Annotated in this window: 24 protein-coding genes and 2 riboswitches; of the genes, 6 read left to right on the top strand and 18 right to left on the bottom strand. The window is 60.6% G+C overall.

All coding sequences use genetic code 11. The features are described from left to right. The first annotated feature begins 8 nt into the window (after nt 1–8). The 3 genes from HMCN_RS19630 (at nt 9) to HMCN_RS0104625 (ending at nt 2295) form a co-directional block, all read left to right on the top strand. Nucleotides 9–650 carry a hypothetical protein gene (locus tag HMCN_RS19630; RefSeq protein ID WP_193366392.1) on the top strand — a complete coding sequence of 214 codons (642 nt, stop codon included), beginning with the start codon at nt 9–11 and terminating at the stop codon, nt 648–650. Between the two features lie 103 nt (nt 651–753). After that, nucleotides 754–1164 carry a cytochrome c5 family protein gene (locus tag HMCN_RS17275; protein WP_035625797.1) on the top strand — a complete coding sequence of 137 codons (411 nt, stop codon included), beginning with the start codon at nt 754–756 and terminating at the stop codon, nt 1162–1164. Nucleotides 1165–1281: 117 nt separating this feature from the next. Next, the gene (locus HMCN_RS0104625; protein WP_202962644.1) at nt 1282–2295 is read left to right on the top strand and encodes an FAD:protein FMN transferase; all 1014 of its coding nucleotides are present in this window, start codon (nt 1282–1284) and stop codon (nt 2293–2295) included. 215 nt (nt 2296–2510) lie between these two features. Here the strand turns inward: HMCN_RS0104625 and HMCN_RS0104620 are convergent, their stop codons facing one another. Continuing rightward, nucleotides 2511–3803, bottom strand: a complete 1293-nt coding sequence (locus HMCN_RS0104620; RefSeq protein ID WP_035625813.1) for a DUF445 domain-containing protein — start codon at nt 3801–3803, stop codon at nt 2511–2513. Between the two features lie 197 nt (nt 3804–4000). After that, nucleotides 4001–4186: riboswitch (cobalamin riboswitch) on the top strand. 41 nt (nt 4187–4227) lie between these two features. On the opposite strand from HMCN_RS0104620, the gene bluB reads away from it, so the two are divergent. Then, a complete protein-coding gene (gene bluB / locus HMCN_RS0104615) occupies nt 4228–4998 on the top strand; it encodes a 5,6-dimethylbenzimidazole synthase (RefSeq protein ID WP_025916278.1) in 771 nt (256 codons plus the stop codon). A gap of 82 nt (nt 4999–5080) precedes the next feature. Here bluB and HMCN_RS0104610 read toward each other — a convergent pair whose 3' ends face one another. From HMCN_RS0104610 to HMCN_RS0104555, 11 genes are all read right to left on the bottom strand, one after another. Continuing rightward, nucleotides 5081–6226 carry a cupin domain-containing protein gene (locus HMCN_RS0104610; protein ID WP_155837399.1) on the bottom strand — a complete coding sequence of 382 codons (1146 nt, stop codon included), beginning with the start codon at nt 6224–6226 and terminating at the stop codon, nt 5081–5083. 239 nt (nt 6227–6465) lie between these two features. Then, on the bottom strand, nt 6466–7941 hold the full coding sequence (locus HMCN_RS0104600; RefSeq protein ID WP_025916276.1) for a cobyric acid synthase: 1476 nt from the start codon (nt 7939–7941) through the stop codon (nt 6466–6468). A gap of 2 nt (nt 7942–7943) precedes the next feature. Continuing rightward, nucleotides 7944–8834, bottom strand: a complete 891-nt coding sequence (locus HMCN_RS0104595) for a cobalamin-binding protein (protein ID WP_025916275.1) — start codon at nt 8832–8834, stop codon at nt 7944–7946. Next, nucleotides 8831–9835: a threonine-phosphate decarboxylase CobD gene (gene cobD / locus HMCN_RS0104590; RefSeq protein ID WP_025916274.1), complete on the bottom strand. Its 1005-nt coding sequence runs from the start codon at nt 9833–9835 to the stop codon at nt 8831–8833. The genes HMCN_RS0104595 and cobD overlap by 4 nt, the downstream gene beginning before the upstream one ends. 99 nt (nt 9836–9934) lie before the next feature. Next, nucleotides 9935–10873, bottom strand: coding sequence for an adenosylcobinamide-phosphate synthase CbiB (cbiB, locus tag HMCN_RS0104585; protein ID WP_025916273.1), 939 nt, complete (start codon nt 10871–10873; stop codon nt 9935–9937). Continuing rightward, complete coding sequence (gene cobU, locus HMCN_RS0104580; protein ID WP_025916272.1) at nt 10867–11424, bottom strand: bifunctional adenosylcobinamide kinase/adenosylcobinamide-phosphate guanylyltransferase; 558 nt, start codon at nt 11422–11424, stop codon at nt 10867–10869. Before cobU ends, cbiB begins: the two co-directional genes overlap by 7 nt. Continuing rightward, the gene (locus tag HMCN_RS0104575; RefSeq protein WP_025916271.1) at nt 11421–12749 is read right to left on the bottom strand and encodes a cobyrinate a,c-diamide synthase; all 1329 of its coding nucleotides are present in this window, start codon (nt 12747–12749) and stop codon (nt 11421–11423) included. The genes cobU and HMCN_RS0104575 overlap by 4 nt, the downstream gene beginning before the upstream one ends. Next, nucleotides 12743–13372, bottom strand: coding sequence for a cob(I)yrinic acid a,c-diamide adenosyltransferase (gene cobO, locus HMCN_RS0104570; RefSeq protein WP_025916270.1), 630 nt, complete (start codon nt 13370–13372; stop codon nt 12743–12745). The genes HMCN_RS0104575 and cobO overlap by 7 nt, the downstream gene beginning before the upstream one ends. Beyond that, nucleotides 13369–14139 carry an ABC transporter ATP-binding protein gene (locus tag HMCN_RS0104565; protein ID WP_035625792.1) on the bottom strand — a complete coding sequence of 257 codons (771 nt, stop codon included), beginning with the start codon at nt 14137–14139 and terminating at the stop codon, nt 13369–13371. The genes cobO and HMCN_RS0104565 overlap by 4 nt, the downstream gene beginning before the upstream one ends. Continuing rightward, complete coding sequence (locus HMCN_RS0104560; RefSeq protein ID WP_304412702.1) at nt 14139–15101, bottom strand: iron ABC transporter permease; 963 nt, start codon at nt 15099–15101, stop codon at nt 14139–14141. Before HMCN_RS0104560 ends, HMCN_RS0104565 begins: the two co-directional genes overlap by 1 nt. A 194-nt stretch (nt 15102–15295) precedes the next feature. Further along, on the bottom strand, nt 15296–17179 hold the full coding sequence (locus HMCN_RS0104555) for a TonB-dependent receptor domain-containing protein (protein WP_025916267.1): 1884 nt from the start codon (nt 17177–17179) through the stop codon (nt 15296–15298). Nucleotides 17180–17249: 70 nt separating this feature from the next. Beyond that, a riboswitch (cobalamin riboswitch) is annotated at nt 17250–17485 on the bottom strand. 451 nt (nt 17486–17936) lie between these two features. On the opposite strand from HMCN_RS0104555, the gene cysK reads away from it, so the two are divergent. Continuing rightward, nucleotides 17937–18869: a cysteine synthase A gene (gene cysK, locus HMCN_RS0104550; protein WP_025916266.1), complete on the top strand. Its 933-nt coding sequence runs from the start codon at nt 17937–17939 to the stop codon at nt 18867–18869. A 163-nt stretch (nt 18870–19032) separates the two neighbouring features. Here cysK and panC read toward each other — a convergent pair whose 3' ends face one another. Genes panC through HMCN_RS0104535 form a run of 3 tightly spaced genes read right to left on the bottom strand, consistent with a single transcriptional unit; the run spans nt 19033 to nt 21000 of the window. Then, complete coding sequence (panC, locus tag HMCN_RS0104545) at nt 19033–19872, bottom strand: pantoate--beta-alanine ligase (RefSeq protein WP_025916265.1); 840 nt, start codon at nt 19870–19872, stop codon at nt 19033–19035. Nucleotides 19873–19923: 51 nt separating this feature from the next. Next, a complete protein-coding gene (locus HMCN_RS0104540; protein WP_025916264.1) occupies nt 19924–20772 on the bottom strand; it encodes a ScpA family protein in 849 nt (282 codons plus the stop codon). An 18-nt stretch (nt 20773–20790) separates the two neighbouring features. Beyond that, nucleotides 20791–21000 carry a DUF3460 family protein gene (locus HMCN_RS0104535; protein WP_025916263.1) on the bottom strand — a complete coding sequence of 70 codons (210 nt, stop codon included), beginning with the start codon at nt 20998–21000 and terminating at the stop codon, nt 20791–20793. Nucleotides 21001–21075: 75 nt separating this feature from the next. On the opposite strand from HMCN_RS0104535, the gene bamE reads away from it, so the two are divergent. Beyond that, a complete protein-coding gene (gene bamE / locus HMCN_RS0104530) occupies nt 21076–21588 on the top strand; it encodes an outer membrane protein assembly factor BamE (RefSeq protein WP_025916262.1) in 513 nt (170 codons plus the stop codon). An 8-nt stretch (nt 21589–21596) separates the two neighbouring features. Here bamE and HMCN_RS0104525 read toward each other — a convergent pair whose 3' ends face one another. The 3 genes from HMCN_RS0104525 to HMCN_RS0104515 are packed head-to-tail and all read right to left on the bottom strand — an operon-like array spanning nt 21597 to nt 25122. Continuing rightward, nucleotides 21597–22109, bottom strand: coding sequence for an NADH-quinone oxidoreductase subunit B family protein (locus HMCN_RS0104525; protein WP_025916261.1), 513 nt, complete (start codon nt 22107–22109; stop codon nt 21597–21599). Beyond that, nucleotides 22109–23665, bottom strand: coding sequence for an NADH-quinone oxidoreductase subunit C (locus HMCN_RS0104520; protein ID WP_025916260.1), 1557 nt, complete (start codon nt 23663–23665; stop codon nt 22109–22111). The genes HMCN_RS0104525 and HMCN_RS0104520 overlap by 1 nt, the downstream gene beginning before the upstream one ends. Beyond that, nucleotides 23662–25122, bottom strand: coding sequence for a hydrogenase 4 subunit F (locus tag HMCN_RS0104515; protein WP_025916259.1), 1461 nt, complete (start codon nt 25120–25122; stop codon nt 23662–23664). Before HMCN_RS0104515 ends, HMCN_RS0104520 begins: the two co-directional genes overlap by 4 nt.

Here is a 25122-nt window from a genome sequence, read left to right as displayed (position 1 = left end):
GATAAACGATGGAACAGGACGCATTGGTTGATTCTATGAGCACGGAGGCGCTGCAGGCGCTGTATGCAAAAACAGTGTATTTGCTGCGTGAATCACGCAAGGAAGTATTGCGGCTCTATGCGGTCGACAGCGAGGTGGCCTTGCTGGAAAAAATCAAGAATGGCGAAATCGGCGAGCATCCTGCTTACGATCATTATCTGAGCGTCTTGATCCTCGATCAGACCCGCATGCAGATGCGAGCCGAGATGATGGAGCAGTTTGGCGATGCTCCTGCTGCGCCCGACGTGTGCATGCATTTGATATTCAAGGCAAAGCTGGAGCAGTACTATGCGAACCGGATGACCGAACCGGTGCGCCTGGCGCAGGATGCCCTGACGTTGTCTTTCGATACCGGCCTGATGATGGAAGTGCGTTATGCCAGCAGCGAGGAATTTTCCATCAACTGGAGCTGGGGCGACGCCGAGCTGCGCATGGATACGGCACCCTTGCATGCGAGCTGCGCCACTTTTCCTGTGCATCTGCACGATGACAGTGGTACGGTAAAAGCCGGCCGGATGGCTAACTCCGGCCTGGATGACTGGCGCAATTTTTCCGGGATGTTGAATACTTTGCTGCTGGATCCGCTGCTGGAGCAGGTTGCATCTTTGTAGCAGGAATTGCTGCACTGCCAGAGATACATTGGTATGATTATAAGTGCGGTGCAACGCATTGCACTACGTGGAAAAATTATTAATTCAAATAGGAAATAAAGACATGAAAGCGCTTAAATTTTTGCCGCTCGCAATTGCCCTCGTTATAACGGGTTGTGGGCAAAAAACACCACCGGCAGCGGAGGCGGTACCAGCAGCCCCAGCACAGGCCGCCGCGCCTGCCGCAGCCCCGGCCGCAGCCCCGGCCGTAAGTGCGGCAGGTACTGGCGACTTGGTCAAGGGCGAGCAAGTCTACACATCCACTTGCCTGGCATGCCACGGCGCCGGAGTGCTGGGTGCGCCAAAATTTGGCGACAAGGCATTGTGGGGTCCACGCATTGCGCAGGGAATCGACACATTGCATACCAATGCGCTGAACGGCATCCGAATGATGCCGCCTAAAGGCGGCAACGCAGCTCTGAAGGATGAGGATGTCAAGGCTGCAGTTGACTATATGGTCAGCAAGGCCAGCTGATTATTCGAGGGTGTCGAACGATTGCACAATGCCTCGTTCGTGCCTTTGCGTGAATAGTCGCGTACCGCACTGATGCAGGGTATTACCTGAAATCTACTGAAGCTGAAGTTAGTGATCATGATCAAGCGTAATTCCTGCATGCGGCTGCTATTCGTATTGTTATTGGTGTTGCTGAACGGCTGCACCAATAAGACCATTTATCACACCCGGGGCCATGTATTCGGCACGGTGGTCGAGGTAAGCATTTACGGCGAGTCGGAAGCCCGCGCCCAGCAGCTTGGCGCGCAGGTTTTGCGCGAATTCGACCGGCTGCACCACAAATTCCACGCCTGGGAGCCGAGTGCGCTGACTGCTCTCAATGACAGCATTGCCCGTGGTGAACCGTATCAGGCTGATGCTGAAATGGTGGATATGCTCAAGGCAGCAACCAGCCTGGCTGAGCATTCGGATAATCTTTTCAATCCTGCGATTGGCGGCCTGATTCGGCTCTGGGGATTTCAGAGCAGCGATATAACGCCGCACGATCCATCACCGGCCGAAATCAAACGTTGGGTCGATGCCAACCCGCGCATGTCCGATCTGAGTTATGACGGCAACATTGTTTCCAGTCGCAACAAGGCCGTAATGCTGGACTTTGGTGGCTATGCGAAGGGCTATGCGCTTGACCAGGCGGCCAGAATTTTGCGCGCCGAGCATGTCAAGGCGGCGTTAATTAATGTGGGTGGCAATATCCTGGCAGTGGGACAACCCGGGCCGCATCCATGGAGAGTCGGGATCCAGAATCCGCGTGGAGAAGGTACGGTGGCAACCATCGATTTGCATGACAATGAAGCGATCGGCACCAGCGGCGATTATCAGCGGTATTTCATGCAGAGCGGCAAGCGCCGTCCCCATATCATCGATCCGAGGACCGGGGAAACCACGGACCTGGTAGCGTCGGTGACGATCATCATGTCTGGCGGCGATGATGCCGGTACCCGTTCTGACGGAAATTCCAAGCCGCTGTTTGTTGCTGGCCCGCGCCACTGGAGAGCCATGGCGGAACGATTGGGCTTGAAGGAAGTCATGCTGATCGACACCGACAAAAATGTGGAAATGACGCCGGCAATGCGCAAGCGCGTCATGCGCTAGAAGGCGGCGGCGCCAGGATTTCCATTTCGATCGAGCATGTGCGCACCGATCGCGGGGATAGTTTGAAGTTACCCACAATTTCTGTGGATAACTCTGTGGAAAGACGTCATTTTATTGATTAAGCCATTGATGTAAAATGGTTTTTTTCCAATGCCGCATCGGGTTGCATGCGAGAAAAAATACGTTGCGCACCTGCACATTGTACTTTGCAGCATTCAGAAAAATGGCAAATAAATAACGATTGCATGCAGGGCAAGGCCGATCAGGCCGCCGACCACAGTGCCGTTGATACGGATGAATTGCAGGTCGCTGCCGACGCTCAGTTCCAGTTCGCGCACCAGTTCGCTGTCTTCCCATTGCTTGACGGTGCTGGCGATATGCAGCGCGATGGTGTCGCGCAAATCGCCTGCCAGACCGCGTGCTGCATCGGCCATGTGGTCGTTGATCGAATCGCGCAACGCCGGATTGTCCGCCAGCCACTGGCCCATGTGGCGGGCGCCGTCGGCGATTTTTACGCGCAGTAAAGAATCGTCTGTTGCCAGATCGTCGCGCAACCAGGTCTTGAGCTGGCCCCACAGGCCGTCGATGTAGTGCGCGGCCTCTGGCGAGGCCAGCAATTGCTGCTTCCAGTGGTCGATTTTCTGATGGAACGCAGGATCGGTTTTCATGCGCTCCAGGAATTCCGCCACCACGTCGTCGAACTGCCGGCGGCGCGGATGGGCCGGATCGTCGCCGATGTCATGCAGCCAGCGGTTGATGCTGTTGACCAGCGAGGTGGAAATTTTCAGGCTGAACTCATCGGGGTCGGCCACCATGCCCAGCATCTGCATCAGGCTCGGATATTCGCGCCCCGCTACTTCGATGATCATCCCCGCCAGCGTTTTTTGGGTGGCAGGGTCATCCAGCGCCGCCGCCAGTTTGCGCAATGCTGCATTCAGCAGCATCTGATGCCGGTTGTCTTCGGTCAGGATGCCCAGCAAATTACCAATCGTCTTGCCCAGATCCAGTTGCTGCAAATTCTGCTGTATGGCATTGCGCAATGCGTTCTGCACGCGTACGTCGTCGATGAAATCGAGGCCGTTGGCCACCATCGCCAGCACCTTGCCTGCAAACACATCGGCGTTATTGCCCGCGCTCAGCCAGCCGGCAATCTTCTGCGCCGGATCAAAAGCGCGGATCTTGTCCACCAGCGTGTCGGTCGCCAGAAACTTGTCGCGCACAAAAATCGCCAGATTGTCGGCGATCCGCACCTTGTTGCGCGGGATGATCGCGGTATGCGGAATCGGCAAGCCCAGCGGGCGCTTGAACAAGGCCACCACCGCGAACCAATCGGCCAGCGCGCCGATCATAGCCGCCTCCGCAAACGCCGCAATCCAACTCCACAGCCCCATGCCTTGCTGCGACCGCGCCAGTATGAATAGCATGCTTACGCCAGCCAGCAGCGCCGTCGCGAAGCGCTTCATGTTGATCAATTGTTGTTGTTTTTCGAGCGGGTTGGTTGACTTCATTTGGTATGCGTGAATTATGGTGCCGGCAGGCATTTTACTGCATCGTGCAGGCGGCTGGCAGGCTTGTGTATGAGGGCTGCTTGCTGCCTCGTCCGATGAAGATCGGTAAAGCATACCGTCGCCATGCAGTGCCTGGGCATTACGCCTTGCTGCTTTGCCTGCCGATTGCGCGCCTTGACAAAACCGCCATGCGTCCCCGATGATCGCTGCCTTCAGGTGCCCGCCGCCAGGCGCTGGGAGAATCGGGAAGGCGGTGTAATTCCGCCACGTGCCCAACGCTGTAAGGAGGATGATCCAGGCACAATGCCACTGGCGGATGCCGGGAAGGCGTCTGGGTCAGATGAATCCGAGTCAGAAGACCGGCCTGAAAAATAAGCAAGCTGCACGGCCAGGCAGCCCCATTATTTTGACGCAAGGGGAATACATGAATGCAGCACAGGCGCAGTCCGTCCAGGATATCCACGCTTTTACCGAGCAAGCCCGCGAGGCGATCTATCAGGCCATTTTTTCGCGCCGCGACGTGCGCGGCCAGTTCCTGCCGACGCCGGTTCCCGATGCGGTGTTAAGCCGCATCCTGACCGCAGCCCACTACGCGCCATCGGTCGGCTTCATGCAGCCATGGAACTTTGTGGTGGTCCAGTCCGGCGCGGTCAAGCAGCGGATCCACGATGCGTTTGCAGTGGCGCACGCGGAAGCTGCGGACATGTTCGAAGGCGACAGGCGCAACACTTACCGGCAGCTGAAGCTGGAAGGCATACTGGAATCGCCGCTCGGGATTTGCATCACCTGCGATCGCGAGCGTACCGGCCCGGTAGTGGTCGGCCGCACCCACATGAAGACGATGGATTTGTACAGCAGCGTGTGCGCGGTGCAGAATCTGTGGCTGGCGGCCCGGGCCGAAGGGCTGGGAGTCGGCTGGGTCAGCATTTTCAATCAACCCGCGCTGCAGCAAGCGCTCGGGATTCCGAAGCGCATTACGCCGGTCGCTTACTTGTGCGTCGGCTACGTCAGCCACTTCTATGCCAAGCCTGAACTGGAAACGGCCGGCTGGCTGCCGCGCCTGCCGATCGAAGAACTGGTGTATTTCGACCAGTGGGGCCAGCACGACGACCAGCAAGCGCTGATCGGGCACCTGCGGCGTGACCAGGCCGAAGCACAGGAAACGGCAAATCGGGCCTTGATGCACAGCCGATAGCCGCACCTGCTGCGCGGTAGATTTTACGGCGCTGGCGCATCGCCAGCGCCGAACGCATCACGCCGACATCAGCGCGTAAGTTCTACTCTTCAAAATACCAATAGCCGTCATTCACCCATTGCGTGAGCGCATGCACAAACTCCGGCTGCTGCAACCAACGCTGCAGCAAGGCATGATCGAGGCTTTCGTGGTCGCACAGCGCCAGTACCGCGCCATGACAGTCGGGGCCGAAATCAAAGCGCTCGCCGGCGACATGGCAAATCCCTTGCGCCACCGTTTGATCCAGATAAAAGCAGCGCAGGCCGCCGGTGCGGATCAGTGCCTGTTGCCGCAAATTGGCAAGCAGCGCGCTGTCATCGAGCGGCTCATCCAGAGTTTGCAAATCCAGCTGGCATTTGGATCGGGATAAAAAGCTGCCGGCAAAATCGGCAACCAGCTTGTCATCGTCAAGAATGTCTTGCAGCTGCGCCCTGATGCGGGCGAAGTCGCTGGCGTCGATTTGCCCCTGATTCTGGTGCAGCGGCCGCCCGGGGTCGCTGATGAGTGCATTGCCCAGTTCCTTGTCGATCACATAATCCGCCAGGCCGCTCAGCATGTCGCGGCCGGACTTGCTTCTGAAACCGGCCGAGAAGCTCATCGAATGCTCCAGCGAGACGCCATCGTGCGGGAATCCGGGCGGGATGTACAGAATATCGCCGGGCAGCAATTCGACATCGATGATGGCTTCAAACGGATCGGTGTGCAGCAGCGCCGCATGCGCGGCGAATTGGCGGTGATTGCCGAGATCGCCGACGCGCCAGCGGCGCCGCCCGGAGCCCTGGCAGATGAAGACGTCGTACAAATCGATGTGCGGCCCGACGCCGCCGCCGGGCGTGGCGTAGCTGATCATCACATCGTCGAAGCGCCATTTGGGAATGAAGGAAAACGGCGCAACCAGCTGCGCCACCGCGGGCGACCAGTGATCGACCGCCTGCACGATCAAGGTCCAATCCCGCTCGCCCAGATGCTGGTACGATGCAAACGGCCCGACCTCGGCCTGCCATTGCCCGTCTTTTTTATACACCAGACGCGACTCGACCTCCGCTTCACATGCCAAGCCAGCCAGTTCATCAGGGCTGATCAAATCGACGAAATGCTCGAATCCCTGGCGGATCACGACCGGTTTTTGCTGCCAGTAATGCGCAAGAAAGTGTTCAAGGGAGAAATCAGCGAGATTCAGTGTCAACATGGCAGCCAGGCGAAAAATGGAAGCCCACGTTGTAACACTACTGGGTGCGCCTTGATATCGGCCAGATCAAGAAATGCAAAATACTTGCCATGATTTTGCCGGCAGGCGGAGGCACGCGCTGCAAGGGCATTGATTGCGATTCTGCTGCGGACTTGCGGCAATCCATATACCAGCCGCTGTATTTTTGAAATGCCAATCAAATACAGCGGCAACCGGCATGTTATTGTTAATACTCCTGTTTATTTAGATTTTTCAAGGCCCAATATCGCCGCCAGCAAAGGCGCGCTGGCGTCGGCGATGCGGTCCAGGCTGTGTTCGCGCAACTGGCCCAGATCGACGGTTTTATCGCTTTCGAGGCCGGCCCAGCGCAGCAGCGCGGCGCAGGCGGCGGGGTGGTCGAACAGGCCGTGCAGGTAGCTGCCGAGTATCTGGTCGTCGTTTGAACGTGCGCCTTCCGGCCGCGCCTGCGCGCCGTCTTCGAGGATGAAGGCCGGGCGCGCCAGCGCTGCGCCGTGCGAGACGCCCATGTGGATTTCGTAGCCGGCGACAGCAGCTGCGGCATGTGCGTCGACGAATGCGCAGCGGCCGCTGGCCTGCGCCAACCGCTTGTCCTGGGTAAGCGTGGTGTCGATGTCGAGCAGGCCGAGCGCCGGGGCGACGCCGGGCGCGCCTTCGACCCCGTGCGGGTCGGCCACGCTTTTGCCCAGCATCTGGTAGCCGCCGCAGATGCCGATCAGCTTGCCGCCGTAGCGCAGGTGCTTGCGCAATGCCTCTTCCCAGCCTTGCGCCTTGAGCCAGTCGAGATCGGCGCGGGTGTTCTTGCTGCCGGGCAGGATGATCAGATCGGCGCCCGGGATCGCCTGGCCGGGGCCGACGAAGACCAGGTCGACATCGGGATGGGCGCGCAGGGCGTCGAAATCGGTGTGGTTGGAAATGCGCGGGAATACCGGCACCGCGATGCGGAATTTTCCACTGCCGCTCTGGCCGATCTGGATCGCGTCTTCGGCGTCCAGATGCAGGCCGTGCAGGTAGGGCAGCACCGCCAGCACCGGCTTGCCGGTCTGCTGCTCCAGCCAGTCCAGGCCCGGTTCCAGCAGGCTGATGTCGCCGCGGAAACGGTTGATCACGAAGCCGATGATGCGCGCCCGTTCGCTGTCCGACAGGCAGGCCAGGGTGCCGACGAAATGCGCGAACACGCCGCCGCGGTCGATGTCGGCCACCAGGATCACCGGGCAGTCGACCGCTTCGGCAAAGCCCATGTTGGCGATGTCGCGCGCGCGCAGGTTGATCTCGGCCGGGCTGCCGGCGCCTTCGACCAGCACCACTTCGTACTGGGCCAGCAGCCGCTGGTGCGATTCCAGCACCGCCGCCATCGCGACCGTCTTGTACTGGTGGTAATCGCGCGCATTCATGTCGGCGCGCACCTGGCCGTGGATGATGACCTGGGCGCCGGTGTCGCTCGACGGCTTCAGCAGCACCGGATTCATGTCGGTATGCGGCTCCAGTCCGGCGGCGCGCGCCTGCAAGGCCTGGGCGCGGCCGATCTCGCCGCCGTCGGCGGTGACTGCGCTGTTCAGGGCCATGTTCTGCGGCTTGAACGGCGCCACCCGCACGCCTTCGCGCGCCAGCAGGCGGCATAGCGCGGCCACCACGGTGGATTTGCCGGCGTCGGAGGTGGTGCCCTGCACCATCAGGGTGCGGTACGGAAAATTCATGCTCATTTACTCTTTCGGTGTTGACGCGCCAGTTCGAGTTTGGCGCACAGGGCGGCCGCGCCTTCGACCATGCGCGGGCCGGAGCGGCTGAGCAGGTCGCCGTTGAGCGAGAACAGGTTGCCGCGGCGCACCGCGGTCATGGTGGTGTACGGCTTCCAGATGTTGATGCCGCCGCCGCTCTGGTTGCGCTGGTCGCCGCTGATGATGGCTTCCGGGTCTTGCTGCAGCACCGCTTCGATGCCGACATTCGGCGCGGTGACTGCCATGCCGGCGAAGATGTTCTCGCCGCCGCACAGGCGCATTGCGTCGCTGACGATATGCTGGCCGTTAAGCGTGTAGAGCGGCTTGTCCCAGACCTGGTAAAACAGCCGCACCGGCGGCCGGTTCTGGTAGCGCAACTTGAGATCGTTTAGTTTCTGGCGCAGCTCGGCGGCTGCGGCCTGTGCGGTCTGGTCGGCCCCCAGCAGCCGGCCGATGCGCAGCACACTGCTGGCGATGTCGTCGAGCTTGCGCGGTTCGCTGTAGAACAGCGGGATGCCGAGCTGGCGCAGTTGTTCGATCTGGCGCTGGGCATTGCCGTACTGCCAGGCGATGATCAGATCCGGCTTCAGCGCGATCATCCGCTCGATATCGATCTGGCGGTTGTCGCCGATCTGCGGAATGCTTTTGGCAGCAGGCGGGAAATCGCTATAGCTGACGGTGCCGACGATGCGCGCGCCGCCGCCGGCGGCGAATACCAGTTCGGTCGCGTGCGGCGCCAGTGTCACCACCCGCTGCGCCGGTTTTGCCAGCGTCACGGTCTTGCCGGCGTCGTCCTGCACGCTGATCGCCGCCATCGACGGACCAGCGCACAGGCAGAGCGCCGCTAATGCCAATCTCCATTTTTTTCTCATTGCTTTTCCTTGCGCCAGTCGGCCAATGCCTGCTGCAGCCGCTGCCAGCCGGCTGCGTGCGGCGGCAGGCCGAGCCGGATGCCGTGTGCCGCATGTGTGAAGAGTCGGACCCAGATGCCGCGCTGGGCCATGTGCTGCCAGAATGCCTCGGCCTGTGGCTCTGGCCACCACTGGTACAGGTCGCTGCCGCTGCTGGCAATGCCGTGGCTGGCCAGCAGTTGCCGCAGCCGCGCGCCGGCCGCCTGCAAGCCGGCCCGCATTGCGCTTTGCCAGTCGCGGTCGTCCAGCGCGGCACAGCCGATCTGCTGCGCGGGGCCGCTGACTGCCCACGGGCCGAGCAGGTCGGCCAGCGCCTTCAACAATTCCTGCTGAGCGGCGACGAAGCCCAGCCGCAGCCCGGCCAGCCCGAAGAATTTGCCGACCGAGCGCAGCACGATCAGGCCGGGCCGGTCGCTCCATTGCGCGACGCTGCTCTCCGGCGTCATGTCGCCGAACGCTTCATCGACCACCAGCCAGCCGCCGCGCGCTGCCAGTTGTCCGGCCCAGGCCAGCAGGCGCTGCGGCGCTATTGTGGCGCCGGTCGGGTTGTTCGGATTGCAGATCACTATTACGTCGGAACCATCGATTGCCGCATCCAGTTCGGCGTAAGGTACTTGCCGCATCTGATGGCCGTGCTGCGCCCAGTGGTGCGCATGCTCCGCATACGAAGGCGCGGCTACCGTCACTCTTGACGGCCGATTCGACCATGCGCGCAAGCGCGGCAGGGCCTGAATCGCGGCCTGCGTGCCGGCCACCGGCAGCATCCGCGGCGCGTTGTAATAGGCGCAGGCGGCCAGCGCCAGCGCCGGGTCGTGTTCCGGCAAGCGGTGCCAGACGTCCTGCGCCAGCGCCGGTACCGGATACGGTTGCGGGTTGATGCCGGTGGACAGGTCGAGCCAGTCCGGCAACGGCCGGCCGAAGCGCAGCGCCGCGTCGCGCAGATTGCCTCCGTGTTCAAGCATCGATCCTCATTTCGGTTGTAAATCTAGGAGTATATGAATAAATCATGGTATTTACACATGTTTTGTTGCGATAATTAGAAATACATTAGGCAGTATATTTTAAGGTCGTGGCAGTCCGGCCAGACCCAGAACGGTGATCCAGAGCACTGCGGTCGCCGCCACCAGCCGCCATGCGCGGCCGATATCTGCCGCCGCCGCAACGCGCCCCAGACCCAGCGGTGGGCGCTGCTCAAGCGCGCCGTCGTAGATTGCAGCGCCGCCCAGCGCCAGGCCCAGCGCGCCGGCGCCGCTGGCCATCACCGGCCCGGCGTTCGGGCTGGGCCAGTCTGGCGCCTGGGTGCGCCAGCAATGCCAGGCGCGGCGCTTGTCGGCGACAGTGCCAGCCAGCAGCACGTAGGAGAGGGCGGTCAGACGCGCCGGAATCCAGTTCAGCACGTCATCCACGCGCGCCGCACAGCGGCCGAACTCCAGAAAGCGCGCGCTGCGGTAGCCCCACATTGCATCCAGCGTATTCGCCAGCCGGAACAGCAGCGCGCCCGGCCCGCCGGCGAGCACGAACCAGAACAGCGTGCCGAATACCGCGTCGTTGCCGTTTTCCAGCAGCGATTCGGCAGCAGCCTTGGACAGATCGGCTTCCTGCGCGGCTTGCGTGTCGCGGCTGACGATGTACGAAGTCAGGTGCCGCGCCTGCGCCAGATCGCCGCGCAGCAGCGCCTGCGCGATCGGCAGCGTGTGTTCGCGCAGGCTGCGCAGGCCGACGCAGAAGTACAGCAGCAGCGCATGCAGCGCCAGCCCCGTATTGCCGATACCGGTCAGCCAGAGCGTCAGCAGCGTAAGTGGCAGCACCGCCAGCAGCCACGCCAGCAGCCCACGCCGGAAACGGCAATCGCCAAGATTCAGACGGCGTTCGAGCAGATTCGCCCAGCGGCCGAAACCGACCAGCGGATGCCAGCGCCGCGCCTCGCCCAGCAGCGCATCGAGCGCCATGCCGGCCAGCGCCAGCAGCGCGACCATTGGCAGGCTCAAGCCGGTCAGCATGGGCCGCCTTTCAGCGCCAGCGGCAGACCGGCGGCGACCAGGGTCACCCGTTCGCAGCGCGCGGCGACCGCCTGGTTCAGCCGTCCGGCCTCGTCGGCGAACCAGCGCGTGACGGCACCGAACGGCACCACGCCCATCCCGACCTCGTTCGACACCAGCAGCACGTCGCCAGCCACCGTCTGCAGCGCCTGCAGGAACGATGCGCGTTGCACTTCAAAACAGGGCGGCGGCGTGATGCTGCCGACCTCGGGAAAATCCTGTCCTGCAGCAAACAGCAGGTTCGACAGCCACAGCGTCAGGCAATCGACCAGCAGCAGGCGCTCGGGCGTGCTCCAGCGCAACAGCGCGTCGCCCAGCGCCAGCGGCTCTTCCACCGTGGTCCAGCTTTTGGGTCGCTGCTGGCGGTGATGCGCGATGCGCAGCGCCATTTCGCCGTCGCCGGCCTGCCCGGTGGCGATATATACCACCTCGCGCCCGGAGGCGAGCGCGAGGTCCTCCGCATAGGCGCTCTTGCCAGAGCGCGCGCCGCCCAGGATCAGGGTGCGCGTCATGCGCCGATCCAGTCTTGGCCCAGAAACAGCGCCGCGACCGCTGCCGGGCAGGACGGGAAGTAGGCATGAAAATACGATGCGGTGAGCGCGCCGACGCGGTAGACCGCTTCGCCGGCATCCCCCGATGGATGCTTGAGCGCATGTGCTGTCGGCGCAACTGTGCTTTCCAGCTTTGAGTAATGGAAGGTATGGCCGCGCAACTGGCCGTGTACCGTTGCCACGCCTTGCGAGCCGAGCCCCGCCAGCCGCGTCTGCATCTGCACGTTCCCGGGCAACAATCCGGGCATCTGCCAGGTTTCGCCTTGCTGGTCGGTCAGCGCATCGGCCAGCGCCATCATGCCGCCGCATTCGGCCAATATCGGCATGCCGGCCGCATGGGCGGCGCGCAACGATGCTTGCCAGACATTGGCCTTGGACAGGATTTCTGCATGCAACTCCGGGTAGCCGCCAGGGAAATACAGCGCGTCGGCATTGCCCGGCACCGGCGCATTTTCCAATGGAGAAAAAAAGCTGAGCGTGGCGCCGAGCGCGCGCAGGCAATCGAGATTGGCCGGATACAGGAAGGCGAATGCAGCGTCGCGGGCGACGGCAATGGTTTTGCCTGCCAGTGCGGTAGCCGACGGCGCCGATACGGTCGGTGCTGCCGGCAGCTCCAGCCGGGCCGGCCGCAGCCTGCTCCAGACATCGTCATCTAGCATCAGTTGTTCGGCCAGTAAGTCGAGCAGCGTGTCGAGCGCCGTCACTTCGTCCGGCGGCACCAGCCCCAGATGCCGCTCCGGCAGCGATTGCGGCTGGCGCGGCAGCGTCCCTAGCAGCGGCACATCGCGCAGCGAAGCCGCCACCATCTGGGCGTGGCCGGGACTGCCGACCCGGTTGGCGATCACGCCGGCCAGATCGACCGGGCCGTAATCGCGCAGGCCCAGCACCAAGGCGCCGGACGTTTGCGCCATCGCGCCGGCGTCGATGACTGCCAGCACCGGCACCCCGAACGCACGCGCCAGATCGGCCGAAGAGGGTGCGCCATCGTACAAGCCCATCACGCCTTCGATCAGGATCACGTCGGCGTGTTCGGCTGCCTGCGCCAGCTGCCAGCGGCAGGCATCAAGACCGACGATCCATAAATCGAGCGTATGCACCGGTGCACCGCTGGCGCGCTCCAGCAGCATCGGATCGAGGAAGTCGGGGCCGGTCTTGAAGACCCGCACCCGCAAGCCCTGCCGTACCAGTTTGCGCGCCAGGGCGGCGGTGACCGTGGTTTTCCCCTGGCCGGACGCGACCGCCGATACCAGCAGAATCCGGGTCTCTTGCTGCTGCGGCATCACCATTCGACACCAGCCTGCGCTACGATGCCGTTCTTGTATGCATGCTTGACGACCTGCATGTCGGTGACGGTATCGGCAATCCCGATCAGTTCCGGCGGCGCGCCGCGGCCGGTGATCACCACATGCTGCATCTGCGGCCGTGACAGCAGATCGTCGATGACCTGCTGCAGGTCCAGATAGTGGTATTTCAACGCGATATTGAGTTCATCGAACAGCACTAGCCCGATGCTCGGATCGTTCAGGAAGCGCTTGCCCTGTTCCCAAGCAGCCTGGGCCTTTTCGATGTCGCGCGCGCGGTCCTGGGTTTCCCAGGTATAGCCTTCACCCATCGCATGGAAGCTGACTTCGTCGGGGAAGCGGCGCAGGAACTGCTCTTCGCCGGTCGACATCGCGCCTTTGATGAACTGCACCACGCCGACTTTCATCCCGTGCCCCATCGCGCGCATCACCATGCCGAAACCGCTGGAACTCTTGCCCTTGCCATTGCCGGTGTTGACGACGATCACGCCGGCGGTGCGCTGCGCCTGTTCGATATGTTCATCGATATGGGCTTTCTTGCGTGCCATGCGGGCGCGGTGGCGTTCATTGATGCCGTCATCGCTGGCAGTGTTTTCTGTTGTGCTCATGTGGTTTCTTCAAAAGGAATGAAAATGGTGCGCTTGCCGTGTTGCAGCGCTTCGATCGGATGCCCCAGGCAGCGGCTCAGGATCGGCGCTTGCATCACTTCGGCCACCGGTCCGGCCTGCCAGCCGCCGTCGCCCATCAGCAGCAGCGCATGGCTGGCCACCCCATGCGCCAGATTCAGGTCGTGGCCGACCATCACCGCGCTCTTGCCTTGTTCGCTGCACAGCCGTGCCAGCAAGCCCGTCACGCTGACCTGATGGGCCAGGTCGAGCGCATTGGCCGGCTCGTCCAGCAGCAGCAAGGGCGTGTCCTGCGCCAGCAGCGCGGCGATCGCGACCCGCTGCCGTTCGCCGCCGGACAGCGTGCGCACGTCGCGCTCGGCCAGTTGATCGACTTCCATCGCCTGCAGCGCCTGATGCGCGGCCTGATGGTCGTCGCTGCCTTCCCAGTAGCGCTCGGCGTGATAAGGATGGCGCGCGGTCAGCACGGTTTCGAGCGCGGTATAACCGAACGCATCGCTGCGCGACTGCGGCAGGAACGCGCGCTCACGCGCCAGTGCGGCCAAAGGCCAGTCCGATAGCGGCTTGCCGCCCAGTTCGACGCGGCCGCCGTCAGGCTGGCGCAAACCGGCCAGCGTGCGCAGCAAGGTGCTCTTGCCGACGCCGTTGCGGCCGATCACGCACCAGCATTCGCCGGGCTGGATCTGCCAGTCCAGGTCGGCAAGCAGCAGCCGTGGGCCGATGCTGAGTTTCAGGTTGGAGGTACGCATTATTTCCGCCGGATGTGGTGCAGTTGCAACAGGAATACCGGGACCCCGATCATCGCAGTCACCACGCCGACCGGCAATTGCTGCGGCGCCAGCACGGTGCGCGCCAGCGTATCGGCCAGCACCAGGAAAGCACCGCCGACCAGCACCGACGCCGGCATCAGCAGCCGGTGATCCGGCCCCAGCGCAAAGCGGCAGGCATGCGGCACGATCAGTCCGACGAAGCCGATGCTGCCGGCGCTGGTGACCGCGCTGGCGGTGAGCAGGGCGGAGCACAGGAACAGCCCCTGGCGCAGCGCGCCGACCCGCACCCCGAGCGTGGCGGCCGCTTCCGCGTGCAGCGCCATCACGTTGATCGAACGCGCGACCCGCTGTGCGAACAGCAGGGCCGCGATCAGGGCCAGCCACGGCATCCAGCGCAGCTGGGTGCCGGACAGATCGCCGATCATCCAGAAGATCATGCCGCGCAAGCGCCCCTCCGGCGCAATCGACAGCATCAGGGTTACCAGTGCGCCGCAGCCCGAGGCCAGAATCACGCCGGTCAGCAGCAACAGCGAGGCGCCGCCTTCGGCCGCCACGCCGCCGCGCAAATCGCGCCGCGCCAGTGCATACAGCAGCAGGGCGACGGTCACCGCGCCGGCAAACGCGGCCGCATCGATCATCCAGGCGGTCGCCATGAACAGCATCGCCGCCAGCGCGCCGACCGCCGCGCCGCCCGACACGCCCAGCACATACGGGTCGGCCAGCGGATTGCGCAGCAAGGCCTGCATCATCACCCCAGCCAGCGCCAGCGCGCCGCCGGTCACGAAGGCCGACAAGGCCCGGCCCAGCCGCAATTCGAGCAGCGTCGCCGTCAGGGTGGACGGCGCGCCCTGCAGCACTTGCGCCAGTGCAGCCGGCAGTTCGGACAGCGGCAGCGCGACCGAGCCGATCATGCAGGCCAGCAGAATGATTGTTGCCGCCACAAGCGTCAAAGCGCTGAGAATAAATAGGCTGCGATAGCGCCCATCGATTATGCCTGATGCAGGAAAACCACTAAGTGCAGAATGCACGAATAACCTCTTGGAGTGGAATGCAGAACGCTGCAACAATACAGCGCCCTGAAAAATAGGGTGATGTCGCCGGGCCGGCTTGCACCGGGCCCAGCTAAAATATCCGCTTATTTCATTGCGTAACGCACACCTACAAACAGGCTGGAGCCGGCAGTTGCATAGTTTTTGGCTAGCTCGTAATCCTTGTCCAGTACATTATTCCAGCGGCCGAAGAGCGACCAGTTGGGTGCCAATTCATAGCTGGCATACAGATTGAGCAAACCATAACCGCCCAATCGGTTCTTGTTTCGTGCGTCATCAAAGCGCTCTCCTGACACCAGCAGTTCGGCGCCGGTAGTGAACATGCCTGAATGATGTTCCAGAGCCATGCTGCCATGCCGTTTTGCGCGGCGCGCCAGGGTCTTGTCGTTGCTGTCATCGTGCGGATCAAGGAAATCCAGCGAACCCCTGATGGTGAACTGATTTATGCGGGTGCTGCCGCTTAGGGATAAGCCACGGATTGTGGCCTGATTGACGTTGTAAGTGCAGCCATAAGGATGCGTGCTCTGCTCGGTCGGGCAAGGGTCGGAAAATGCCAGCAGGTCCGTGATGCGATTGCGGTAATACACGGCGCTCAGTTGCGCTGTCCCATCATCGTAATGCAAGGCCATCTCGGCATTTTTCCCCTGTTCCGGTTTATTCGACATTATGCCGTAGCCGGGGTAAAACAAGTCATTGAAGGTCGGGGCGCGAAAGCTGGTGCCGTAACTGGCATTGGCGCGCAGCGCGCTGCTCAGGCGGTAACCGTAGCCGACGCTGCCGGTGACCTTGCTGCCGAATTGCGAGTTGTCGTCATTGCGAACTCCGATGCTGGCGAGGTGATTGCCGCGATTCAGCTGGTAAGAGGCGGCAATGGCATTGTTGGTGCGATCGCGATTGAGTCCTGCTTCGCTTGAATCCACTTCATCCTTGCGATGCTCGGCCAGCAGTTGCAACATATCCGGACCAAAGGCCAGGTCGTTTTGCCAGCTGACCCCGGTTTGCGTGCTGTCGAAATGACTCTTGCCATAGGAGGCATCGGTATATGACTTATCGGTCGATTGCGACAATTGCAATTGACTGTTCCACCAGGGCAGGATGCGATTATTCGAGTACAGCACTGCGCTGCCTATTTCCTGTTTGCTGCGGTCGTCATACCCAGGTCCGGCATCAAATTGCGCGTTCAGGCGGCTATGCAAAAAGCGCAAGCCAAGTTCATGCCCTTTGGCAAGATCAATGGAAAACTGGCCGCTGGCGCTGTCTTTCGTGTAGCCATCCTTGTCGGCATTGAAACTGTAAGGGCCGGCGGCCGGCTTGGTTGCGGAAAAACCATCCGATTCTTCGTGGGCCGCATTGATGGCATAGCGGAAAGTATGGTCGCCGTCGCTGGAGCCGGATACGCCAGCATCAAGCGTACGCGTACCATGGCTGCCGGCACCAGCGGAAGCATTCAGGCGCGGTGTGCCGTCGCCTTTCTTGGTGAAAATCTGGATTACGCCACCAACTGCATCGGCACCGTAAAGGCTGCTCAATGGGCCATAGACGATTTCTATACGGTCTATTTGCGACAGAGGCAGTGCTGACCAGGTGGCCCCGCCGGCAGTTAAGGAGCTGGTGCGCACGCCATCAATCAGCACGATGCTCTGTTTGTTGTCCGTGCCGCGGACGAAGACAGAAGTGCTGGAGCCGGGGCCGCCATTGGTGACGATCTGTATGTTTTTTTTCTGTTGCAGCAGGCCTGCCAACGAGGTTTGTCCTGAGCGTTGAATTTCTTCTGTCGTGATGACGATGTTGTCGCTCAGTACATCTTTGGCGTTCTGGGCAAAGCGCGAGGCGGTCACCACGACCGGTGCCAAGGTTTTGTCGTCAGTATTCTGGGCGAGCGCCGGGTCGAGGTAGCACAGGGTGATTGCAGAGGCCAGCGCGAGCGGCTTCCAGGCCGGAGTGCGGGCGCGGAGGGTAAAAAAAGTCATGATGTCGTTTCAAATGAGAGTCTCCCGACCTGCGTCCCCGCAAGCCGGAATCAACGGAAATGCGGATTTACGCATTTCCACCTATTCTGGCCGGTATCCGGGCTGACAAGTCGAACCGCTTCACCTTCCCGTGCGATTTGCACAGTGGTCCTGAGAAGCGATTTGTCACCGAAACTTTCCGATGACGCTTGATTTACCGTTGCGGGGGCAGCACACGTTGGCTGATGAGGGTGTCATCTGCGCCGTGTTTCCCGTTTAACTGCAGACATGAGGATGTCCGCGGGCACCAAAACGTGCATATTGTATGCTCACAGCACAGCTTGCGGCAACCGTGCTTTGGAAAACTTGCGCAGGGATTTTGTCGCTTCGCATGGTTTGGCACGCTGAATCGGGTATTTTATAGTTTGCTTTTGCCGGTGTCTGACGTTACGCCCTTGTCCACGAAAACACGAAAAACACGGGTCGGGACCGGAGTCCGATGATTTTCATGAAAATAAGGAGTATCGTAGTTTAATGGCATTTATTGCATATATCTACTGCGAAAATTAAATATACTGCCAGTCTTGCTTGTTCGTGCCTTTGGTGTATTTCGCAGACATGGTTTTCAACCCTAATGCACAGGCATAACATCAAGCTTATATATTAATTGTAAGGATGCAATGAAACAGCCGAAAATACGCTGGTTCGGTTGTTTCTGTTGTGATCGGGCGTCAAAAATCGCTAATTGAATGCCCGTAATGGGCGAGAAAGGTAAGCAATGAAAATCGCAAACGATGTCACCGCGCTGGTCGGCAATACGCCGTTGGTTCGCATCAATCGCATGGCGCAGGGGGCCGTTGCTACCGTGCTGGCCAAGCTTGAATTCTACAGCCCGGCGCATAGTGTCAAGGATCGGATCGGCGTGGCCATGATCGACGCGGCAGAGCAGGCCGGCCTGATCAAGCCGGATACGATTATTGTCGAACCAACCAGTGGCAATACCGGCATCGCGCTGGCAATGGTGTGCGCGGCGCGCGGTTATCGTTGCACGCTGATCATGCCCGACACCATGAGCCGCGAGCGGCGCATGCTGCTGCGCGCCTACGGTGCGGAGCTGGTGCTGACGCCGGGCAGCGAGGGCATGTCCGGCGCCATCAAGAAGGCCGAGGAACTGGTGGCGTCCGATTCCCGCTATTTTCTGCCGCAACAATTCAAGAATGCAGCCAATCCGGAAGTGCATCGCCGCACCACGGCCGAAGAAATCTGGAACGATACCGACGGCCAGGCCGATATCCTGGTGGCTGGGGTCGGCACCGGCGGCACCATCACCGGCGTGGGCGAAGTATTGAAGGCGCGCAAGCCCGGATTTCAGGTGGTTGCAGTGGAGCCGGATGGTTCGCCGATGTTGTCCTGCGGCACCAAAGGCCCGCACCTGATTCAGGGGCTTGGCGCCGGTTTTGTGCCGGACATTCTGAATACCCAGGTGTACGACGAAGTGATTCGGGTCAAGAACGAGGATGCATTTGCTTTCGCCCGCCGTGCCGCGCGCGAAGAAGGCTTGCTGGTCGGGATTTCATCCGGGGCCGCGCTCTGGGCTGCGCTGGAAGTGGCGCGTCGCCCGGAGAACGCCGGCAAATTGATCGTCACCATCATTCCATCCTTTGGCGAGCGCTATCTGAGTACCGCGCTGTATGCCGATCTGGTGGATTGACGATGACGATGGGCTCGATAATCAATCGAGCCGCAATTTACAGCAACAAGCGTCCGATTGCTGACGTGCGTCATTAACAAGGCAATTCAAGGCAATCGTGGGCGCCATGCGCAGCCGCTCAAGAGGCTTGACGGCTGGGCGCGGCGGCTATCCGGGGCTTGCCTCAGATTTCGAGGTTGTCGATCAAGCGGGTGACGCCCAGCTTGGCCGCGCATAGCGCCACCAGCGGCACGCCTTCGGCCAGATCGCCGGCGGATGGCGGTTGCAGGTCGATGCGCTTGCGTACGGCAACGTAATCCGGTTTCCAGCCGCGCTTGTCCAGTTGCGCCATCGCATCCCGCTCCAGTTCGAACATGTTGAGATGGCCGCTGCGGACTTCCTGTGCCACCGCATTCAGGGTTTGGAATAGTTGCGGCGCCTCGGCGCGTTCGTCGCTGGATAAATAACGGTTGCGCGACGACAGCGCCAGACCGTCGTCGGCCCGATAGGTTTCGGCGGCGATGATTTCAGTTGGCAGAGCGAACTGCCGTGACATGTTGCGCACTATCATCAGTTGCTGGTAATCCTTCTTGCCGAATACCGCCACCTTGGGCTGCACGCAGGAGAACAGCTTCAATACTACCGTGGTGACACCAGTGAAAAAGCCGGGACGGAACTCGCCTTCCAGGATATTGCCCAGATCGTTTGGCGGCTGCACGCGGTATTCCTGCGGCTCGGGGTAAAGGTCTTTTTCGGTCGGTGCGAACAGTACGTAGACGCCTTCCTTTTCCAGTTTTTCGACGTCGGCCTGGAAGGTGCGCGGATACTTGTCGAAATCTTCATTAGGACCGAATTGCAGGCGGTTGACGAAGATCGATGCCACCACAGGGTCGCCGTGCCGGCGCGCCAGGCGCATCAGCGACAGATGCCCCTCGTGCAGGTTGCCCATGGTGGGAACGAATGCGGTACGCAACTGGCCGCGCAACTGATCGCGCAATTCTTCAATCGTGGTGACTATTTTCATCGGATTCTTTCAGTGCGCCGGCGTAACGGCAGGCGAATGGATTTGGATTTGTCAGGTTGGTGCGTAAGCCAGTCGCACGTAAATTGGAGCAAATGGTTCTGCCTGGGTAATTTCGATCAGGGTTTCCTTGGCCAGTTCGAGCAAGGCGACAAAGTTCACCACCAGGACCGGTATGCCGCGCGTGCTGTCGAACAAATCCGAAAACTCGACAAATTTGCTGCCTTGCAATGCGCGCAGGATGCCCGACATGTGCTCGCGCACCGAGAGTTCTTCGCGGCTGATCTGGTGATGCTGGATCAGCGTCGCCCGTCGCAGCAGGTCGGCCCAGGCCGATTCCAGCTCGATTACGCTGACATCGGCCCAGCGCACTACCACGCTTTGATCGATATGCACCTGCGGCAGCAGGAAATCGCGCCCCAGTTGCGGCAGTGCGTTGATCTGCAGCGCGGCCAGCTTCATCTGTTCGTATTCCAGCAGGCGACGCACCAGTTCAGCGCGCGGATCCGCGACTTCCTCGCCGCTATCGGCTTTCCTGACCGGCAGCAGCATGCGCGACTTGATCTCGATTAGCATCGCCGCCATCAGCAGGTATTCTGCCGCCAGTTCGAGATTATGGATGCGCACCTGCTCGACGTATTGCAGGTATTGTCGGGTTACCTGAGCCATCGGGATGTCGAGGATATTGAAATTTTGCCGGCGAATCAGGTACAGCAAGAGATCCAGCGGCCCCTCGAACGCTTCCAGGAAGATTTCCAGTGCATCCGGCGGGATGTACAGGTCGGTCGGCATCCGCAACAGCGGCTCGCCGTATAGTCTGGCCAGCGCCGTGTTTTCAATCGGAATGTCGCCGGCGCTTGCCGCCGACTCGACAGTCGCGGCGGCGTGTGCCTGCTGCTGCATGGGCTGCGACGGTTGTGCTTAAACTTTGCTTTGGTACACGTAAGCCTGTTGCTTCACACGCGAAGCCTTGTTGCGTTCCTGCGTATCGAGGTCAAGCGGCTCCTTGTCCCACAACAGGGCGCGGCCTTCGCGCTGGCTTTGCTCGAGGTTCGGATTCTGTTCCTTAAGGCTCTTGAGGAACAGGGTTGCTTCGGATTCGTAGCGCTGGAATTGTTTGCTGAATTTCATGGTGTGTTTGATCGCCTTGTAAGTTCAGGCATTATTCTACCTTGTCTTACGACGGTTTTAGCCAAAGGAGCAAGTATGAACCGATGGATACGCGCCATTCTTGCGCTGGGCAGTGCGGTTTTGGCTGTCGCCTGCGATCAGCAGGGCAATTTTGTCGAGGAAAGCGGATTGTCCAGGCTGGCCAAGGGGATCTCGGGTGAGTCCGACGTCAGGATGGCAATGGGGCAGCCCGATACCGTGTGGGAAGAGGAGGATGGCGCGCGCACGCTGGAATATCCGAAAGGCCCGATGGGGCATCGCACCTGGATGTTTGCCATAGACAAAAATGGCAAGCTGCAGGATTACCGGCAGGTGCTGACCGAGGCTAATTTTGCCAATGTCAGGGTCGGCATGAGCAAGGAAGAAGTACGCCGGTTGCTTGGCAGGCCGAGGACTATCGTTCAGTTCAAGCTGAAAAATGAAGAAGTCTGGGACTGGCGGTATCTGAAATTACACTCAGAATCCCGGTTTTTCAATGTGCATTTCGATATTGATAGCCGCCAAGTCATCGGAACTTCAACTTCGGACGACCAGCCGCAAGGTCGTTAGCGTATTTTCTAAACGCGGGTAGAGATCGCGGTCAATATGCCACGGAGAATGTCGATCGGTTTTGGCGGGCATCCCGGTACGGTCACATCGACCGGGATCACATTCGAGACGCGGCCACAACTGGCATAACTCTCGCCGAACATGCCGCCAGTGCAAGCGCATTCTCCAATGGCGACCACCAGCTTCGGATCAGGCGTGGCGTCATACGCATGCTTCAATGCGGCTGCCATGTTTTTGGTCACCGGGCCGGTGACCAGCAGCATGTCGGCATGGCGCGGACTGGCAACGAACTTGATGCCCAGTCCCTCAATATTGTAGTAGGGGTTGCTCAGCGCCTGTATCTCCAGCTCGCAGGCATTGCATGAGCCGGCATCCACTTCGCGAATACAGAGTGCGCGCCCAAGAATATGCAGGATATCCGTTTGAATTTGCGCACGCTCGGTGTGCCAGGCATCGTGTGGTTCTGGCGCCGCTTCGGTTGGAATCCCAGCATGGACGATTTGTTTGAGGAGGTGCCACATCAGAGGTCATGTCCCGAATAGCTGAGGTTGAAGGATTTGTTGATCAGCGGGAAGTCCGGGACAATATTGCCCATGATTGCGTGTTGCAGGATGGGCCAGTTCTGCCAGGATGGCTCATGGCAATGACAGCGCAGAATTTTTCCCTGCGCATCACTTTCCATCGCCACCAGCACCGGGCCGCGCCAGCCTTCTACCCAGCCTAGCCCCAGGCCCTCGGCATGGTGTTCGGATAAGGGCGCCGTTGTGGGCCCTGGCGGTAATTGATGCGCGATTTCCCGCAACAGACGCATTGATTCGAAAATTTCTTCGAACCGCACAAACACCCGTGCCGCGACATCACCATTGCTGTGCGTCGCCATGCGCACATTGAGCTGCGCATAGGGATTAATGGGCTGATCGGCCCGCGCATCCCATGCCTGCGCGCTGGCCCGCCCGGCCAATCCGCACAAGCCGAGTTCTGCCGCCAGTTTCGGCAATACGCGGCCGGCGGAGATAAAGCGATCCTGCAAGCCTGCATGTTCTTCATAGATGACACGAAGAGCCCGGACTTCCGTCTCAATCTGTGCACACTGCGCCACAAGCAAGCTTATGCCCGATGCGTCAAGATCGATAACGGTGCCGCCCGGGACAATGCGATCCATCATGAAACGGTGGCCGAACAATTGATCATTGAGCCGTACCCATTGTTCTTTCAGTAACGAAAACTGGGCCAGGCCCATAGCAAGGCCCGCATCGTTTCCGAGCGCGCCCAGATCGCCCAAGTGATTGGCGATACGTTCACGCTCCAGCAGCAGCGCACGCAACCATTGCGCGCGCGGCGGGATCTGCGATGCGGTTGCAGCCTCGACTGCCATGCAATAGGCCCAGGCAAAGGCGACCGTCGAATCGCCGGAAACACGGCCTGCAATCCGATACCCGTCCGCCATGTGATGCCGCGTAAAAAGTTTATCCGTGCCTTTGTGGGTATAGCCAAACCTTTGTTCCAGGCGCAGTACTTTCTCGCCCACTACCGAGAAACGGAAGTGCCCGGGCTCGATGGTGCCAGCATGAATCGGTCCGACGGCAATTTCGTGTACGCCGTCTCCCGCCACCGACACGAACGGATAGCTTTCCAGTGCGCTGTCGAATTGCTCCAGCCCTGAATGCTGTTGCCGCAACGGAAAATAGTCTTGGGGCCACTTGCCGTGATTGAGCCAGGGACGAACATCCTCCGCGCCGCTCGCGCGTATGCCCAACAAATCGAAAATGGCACGCTGCATCCGCACCGCTGCGGGGAATACCTCGGACAGGTCCGGATATCCTTCCTGTTCTGTTACCGGCAGTTGTAGCCAAAGCAGGCCCTCCGCCACGCAGTACGCTGCCGAGATGATGAATTGATCGGCCTCCGGTGTTCTGTCCGTACCCCAAACGGAAATCAGGCGACCTCCTTCGGTGCGGATTATGCGCGCAATGCGCCTCCAGTCCTGTGCCCCGGCCTCGGCCAGCCATGCCGGCGCGCCCCCTGGCAGAGGTCTGAGGGGGAGTGCATATCGTTCGAACAAGGCATCAGTTTTCATAGTTTATTCACGATGATATTGACCGCTTGCCGGAACCAGGTATTCAGGTAGGGCGGGATATACAAGCCGAGCATCAGCGCCAGTCCGAGATGGATGAATACCGGCAGCAGTGCAGGAGAGTGCGCGAGCGGCTTGGCCGTCGTTTCGCCGAATGCCATCGATTGCACGCGGCTGAAAATCGAGGCGAATGCCACACCCAGCGCCAGCAGCAGTATTGGTGTGGCCCACGGCAATTCGCGCATGGCTGTTGTCACGATCAGGAATTCGCTGGCGAAAACGCCAAACGGCGGCATGCCAAGGATCGCCAGCGATCCCAGCAGCATGCCCCAGCCAACCGTCGGGCTGACTTTTACCAAGCCTCGGATGTCCGCGATGACCTGGCTGCCAGCCTTCTGACAGGCATGGCCAACAGTGAAAAAAATTGCGGATTTCACCAGCGAGTGCACGGTCATGTGCAGCAAGCCTGCATACGTTGCGATCGGTCCGCCGATGCCGAACGCAAAAGTCATCAGTCCTACATGTTCGATCGACGAGTAGGAGAACATCCGCTTGACATCTTTCTGCCGCGACAGGGAGAAGGTCGCCACCAACACCGAGATCAAACCGAAGCCGACCAGCAACTTGCCGGGAATGCCATTGTGTAAAGCACCATCCGCCAGCACCTTGAAGCGCAGCACCGCATACAGCGCAACATTAAGCAACAGTCCCGACAGCACGGCAGAGATTGGCGTCGGTCCTTCGGCATGGGCATCGGGCAGCCAGTTATGCAGCGGCACCAGGCCCATCTTGGTGCCGTAGCCAACCAGCAGGAACACAAAGGCGAGCGACATGATGGCCGGCTCAAGATGGGTCTTGATGGCATTCAGATTAGTCCATAACAGCGCATCGCTGTCTCCGCCAAGCTGGCGGTCGGCGGCAAGATACAGCAGTATCGTCCCGAACAGCGCCAAGGCGATGCCGACCCCGCACAAGATGAAATATTTCCAGGCCGCCTCCAGGCTGGTCGCGGTGCGATACACGCTGACCAGCAGCACGGTGGCCAGCGTTGCACCTTCCATCGCCACCCACAGGATGCCCATATTGTTGGTCAACAGAGCCAGCAACATGGTGAACATGAACAGTTGAAACATGCTGTGATACAGCCGCATGCGGGCCGGAGTCATCTTGCCGTGATCGCGCTCGATGCGCATGTAGGGCCGCGAGAATAATGCGGTGGTGAGGCCGACAAAAGCGGTCAATGTGACGAGGAATACATTCAGGGGGTCGACGAAAAATAATTTCCCGAAAGCGAAGATGGGGCCGCTGGCGATGATCTTTGCGGTCAATAATGCCGCAGCGATGAAAGTGACCAGGCTGAAGCCGACGTTGATTTCAGGCGCCGCTTCATGTTGCCCGACCAGGCCCAGCACGATGCCGCCGAGTAGCGGCGTGATGAGAACCAGCAATAATGGATCCAT

The organism is Herminiimonas sp. CN (assembly GCF_000622895.1).
GTDB lineage: Bacteria > Pseudomonadota > Gammaproteobacteria > Burkholderiales > Burkholderiaceae_D > AVCC01.
This window is presented reverse-complemented; position numbering and strand designations above follow the sequence as displayed.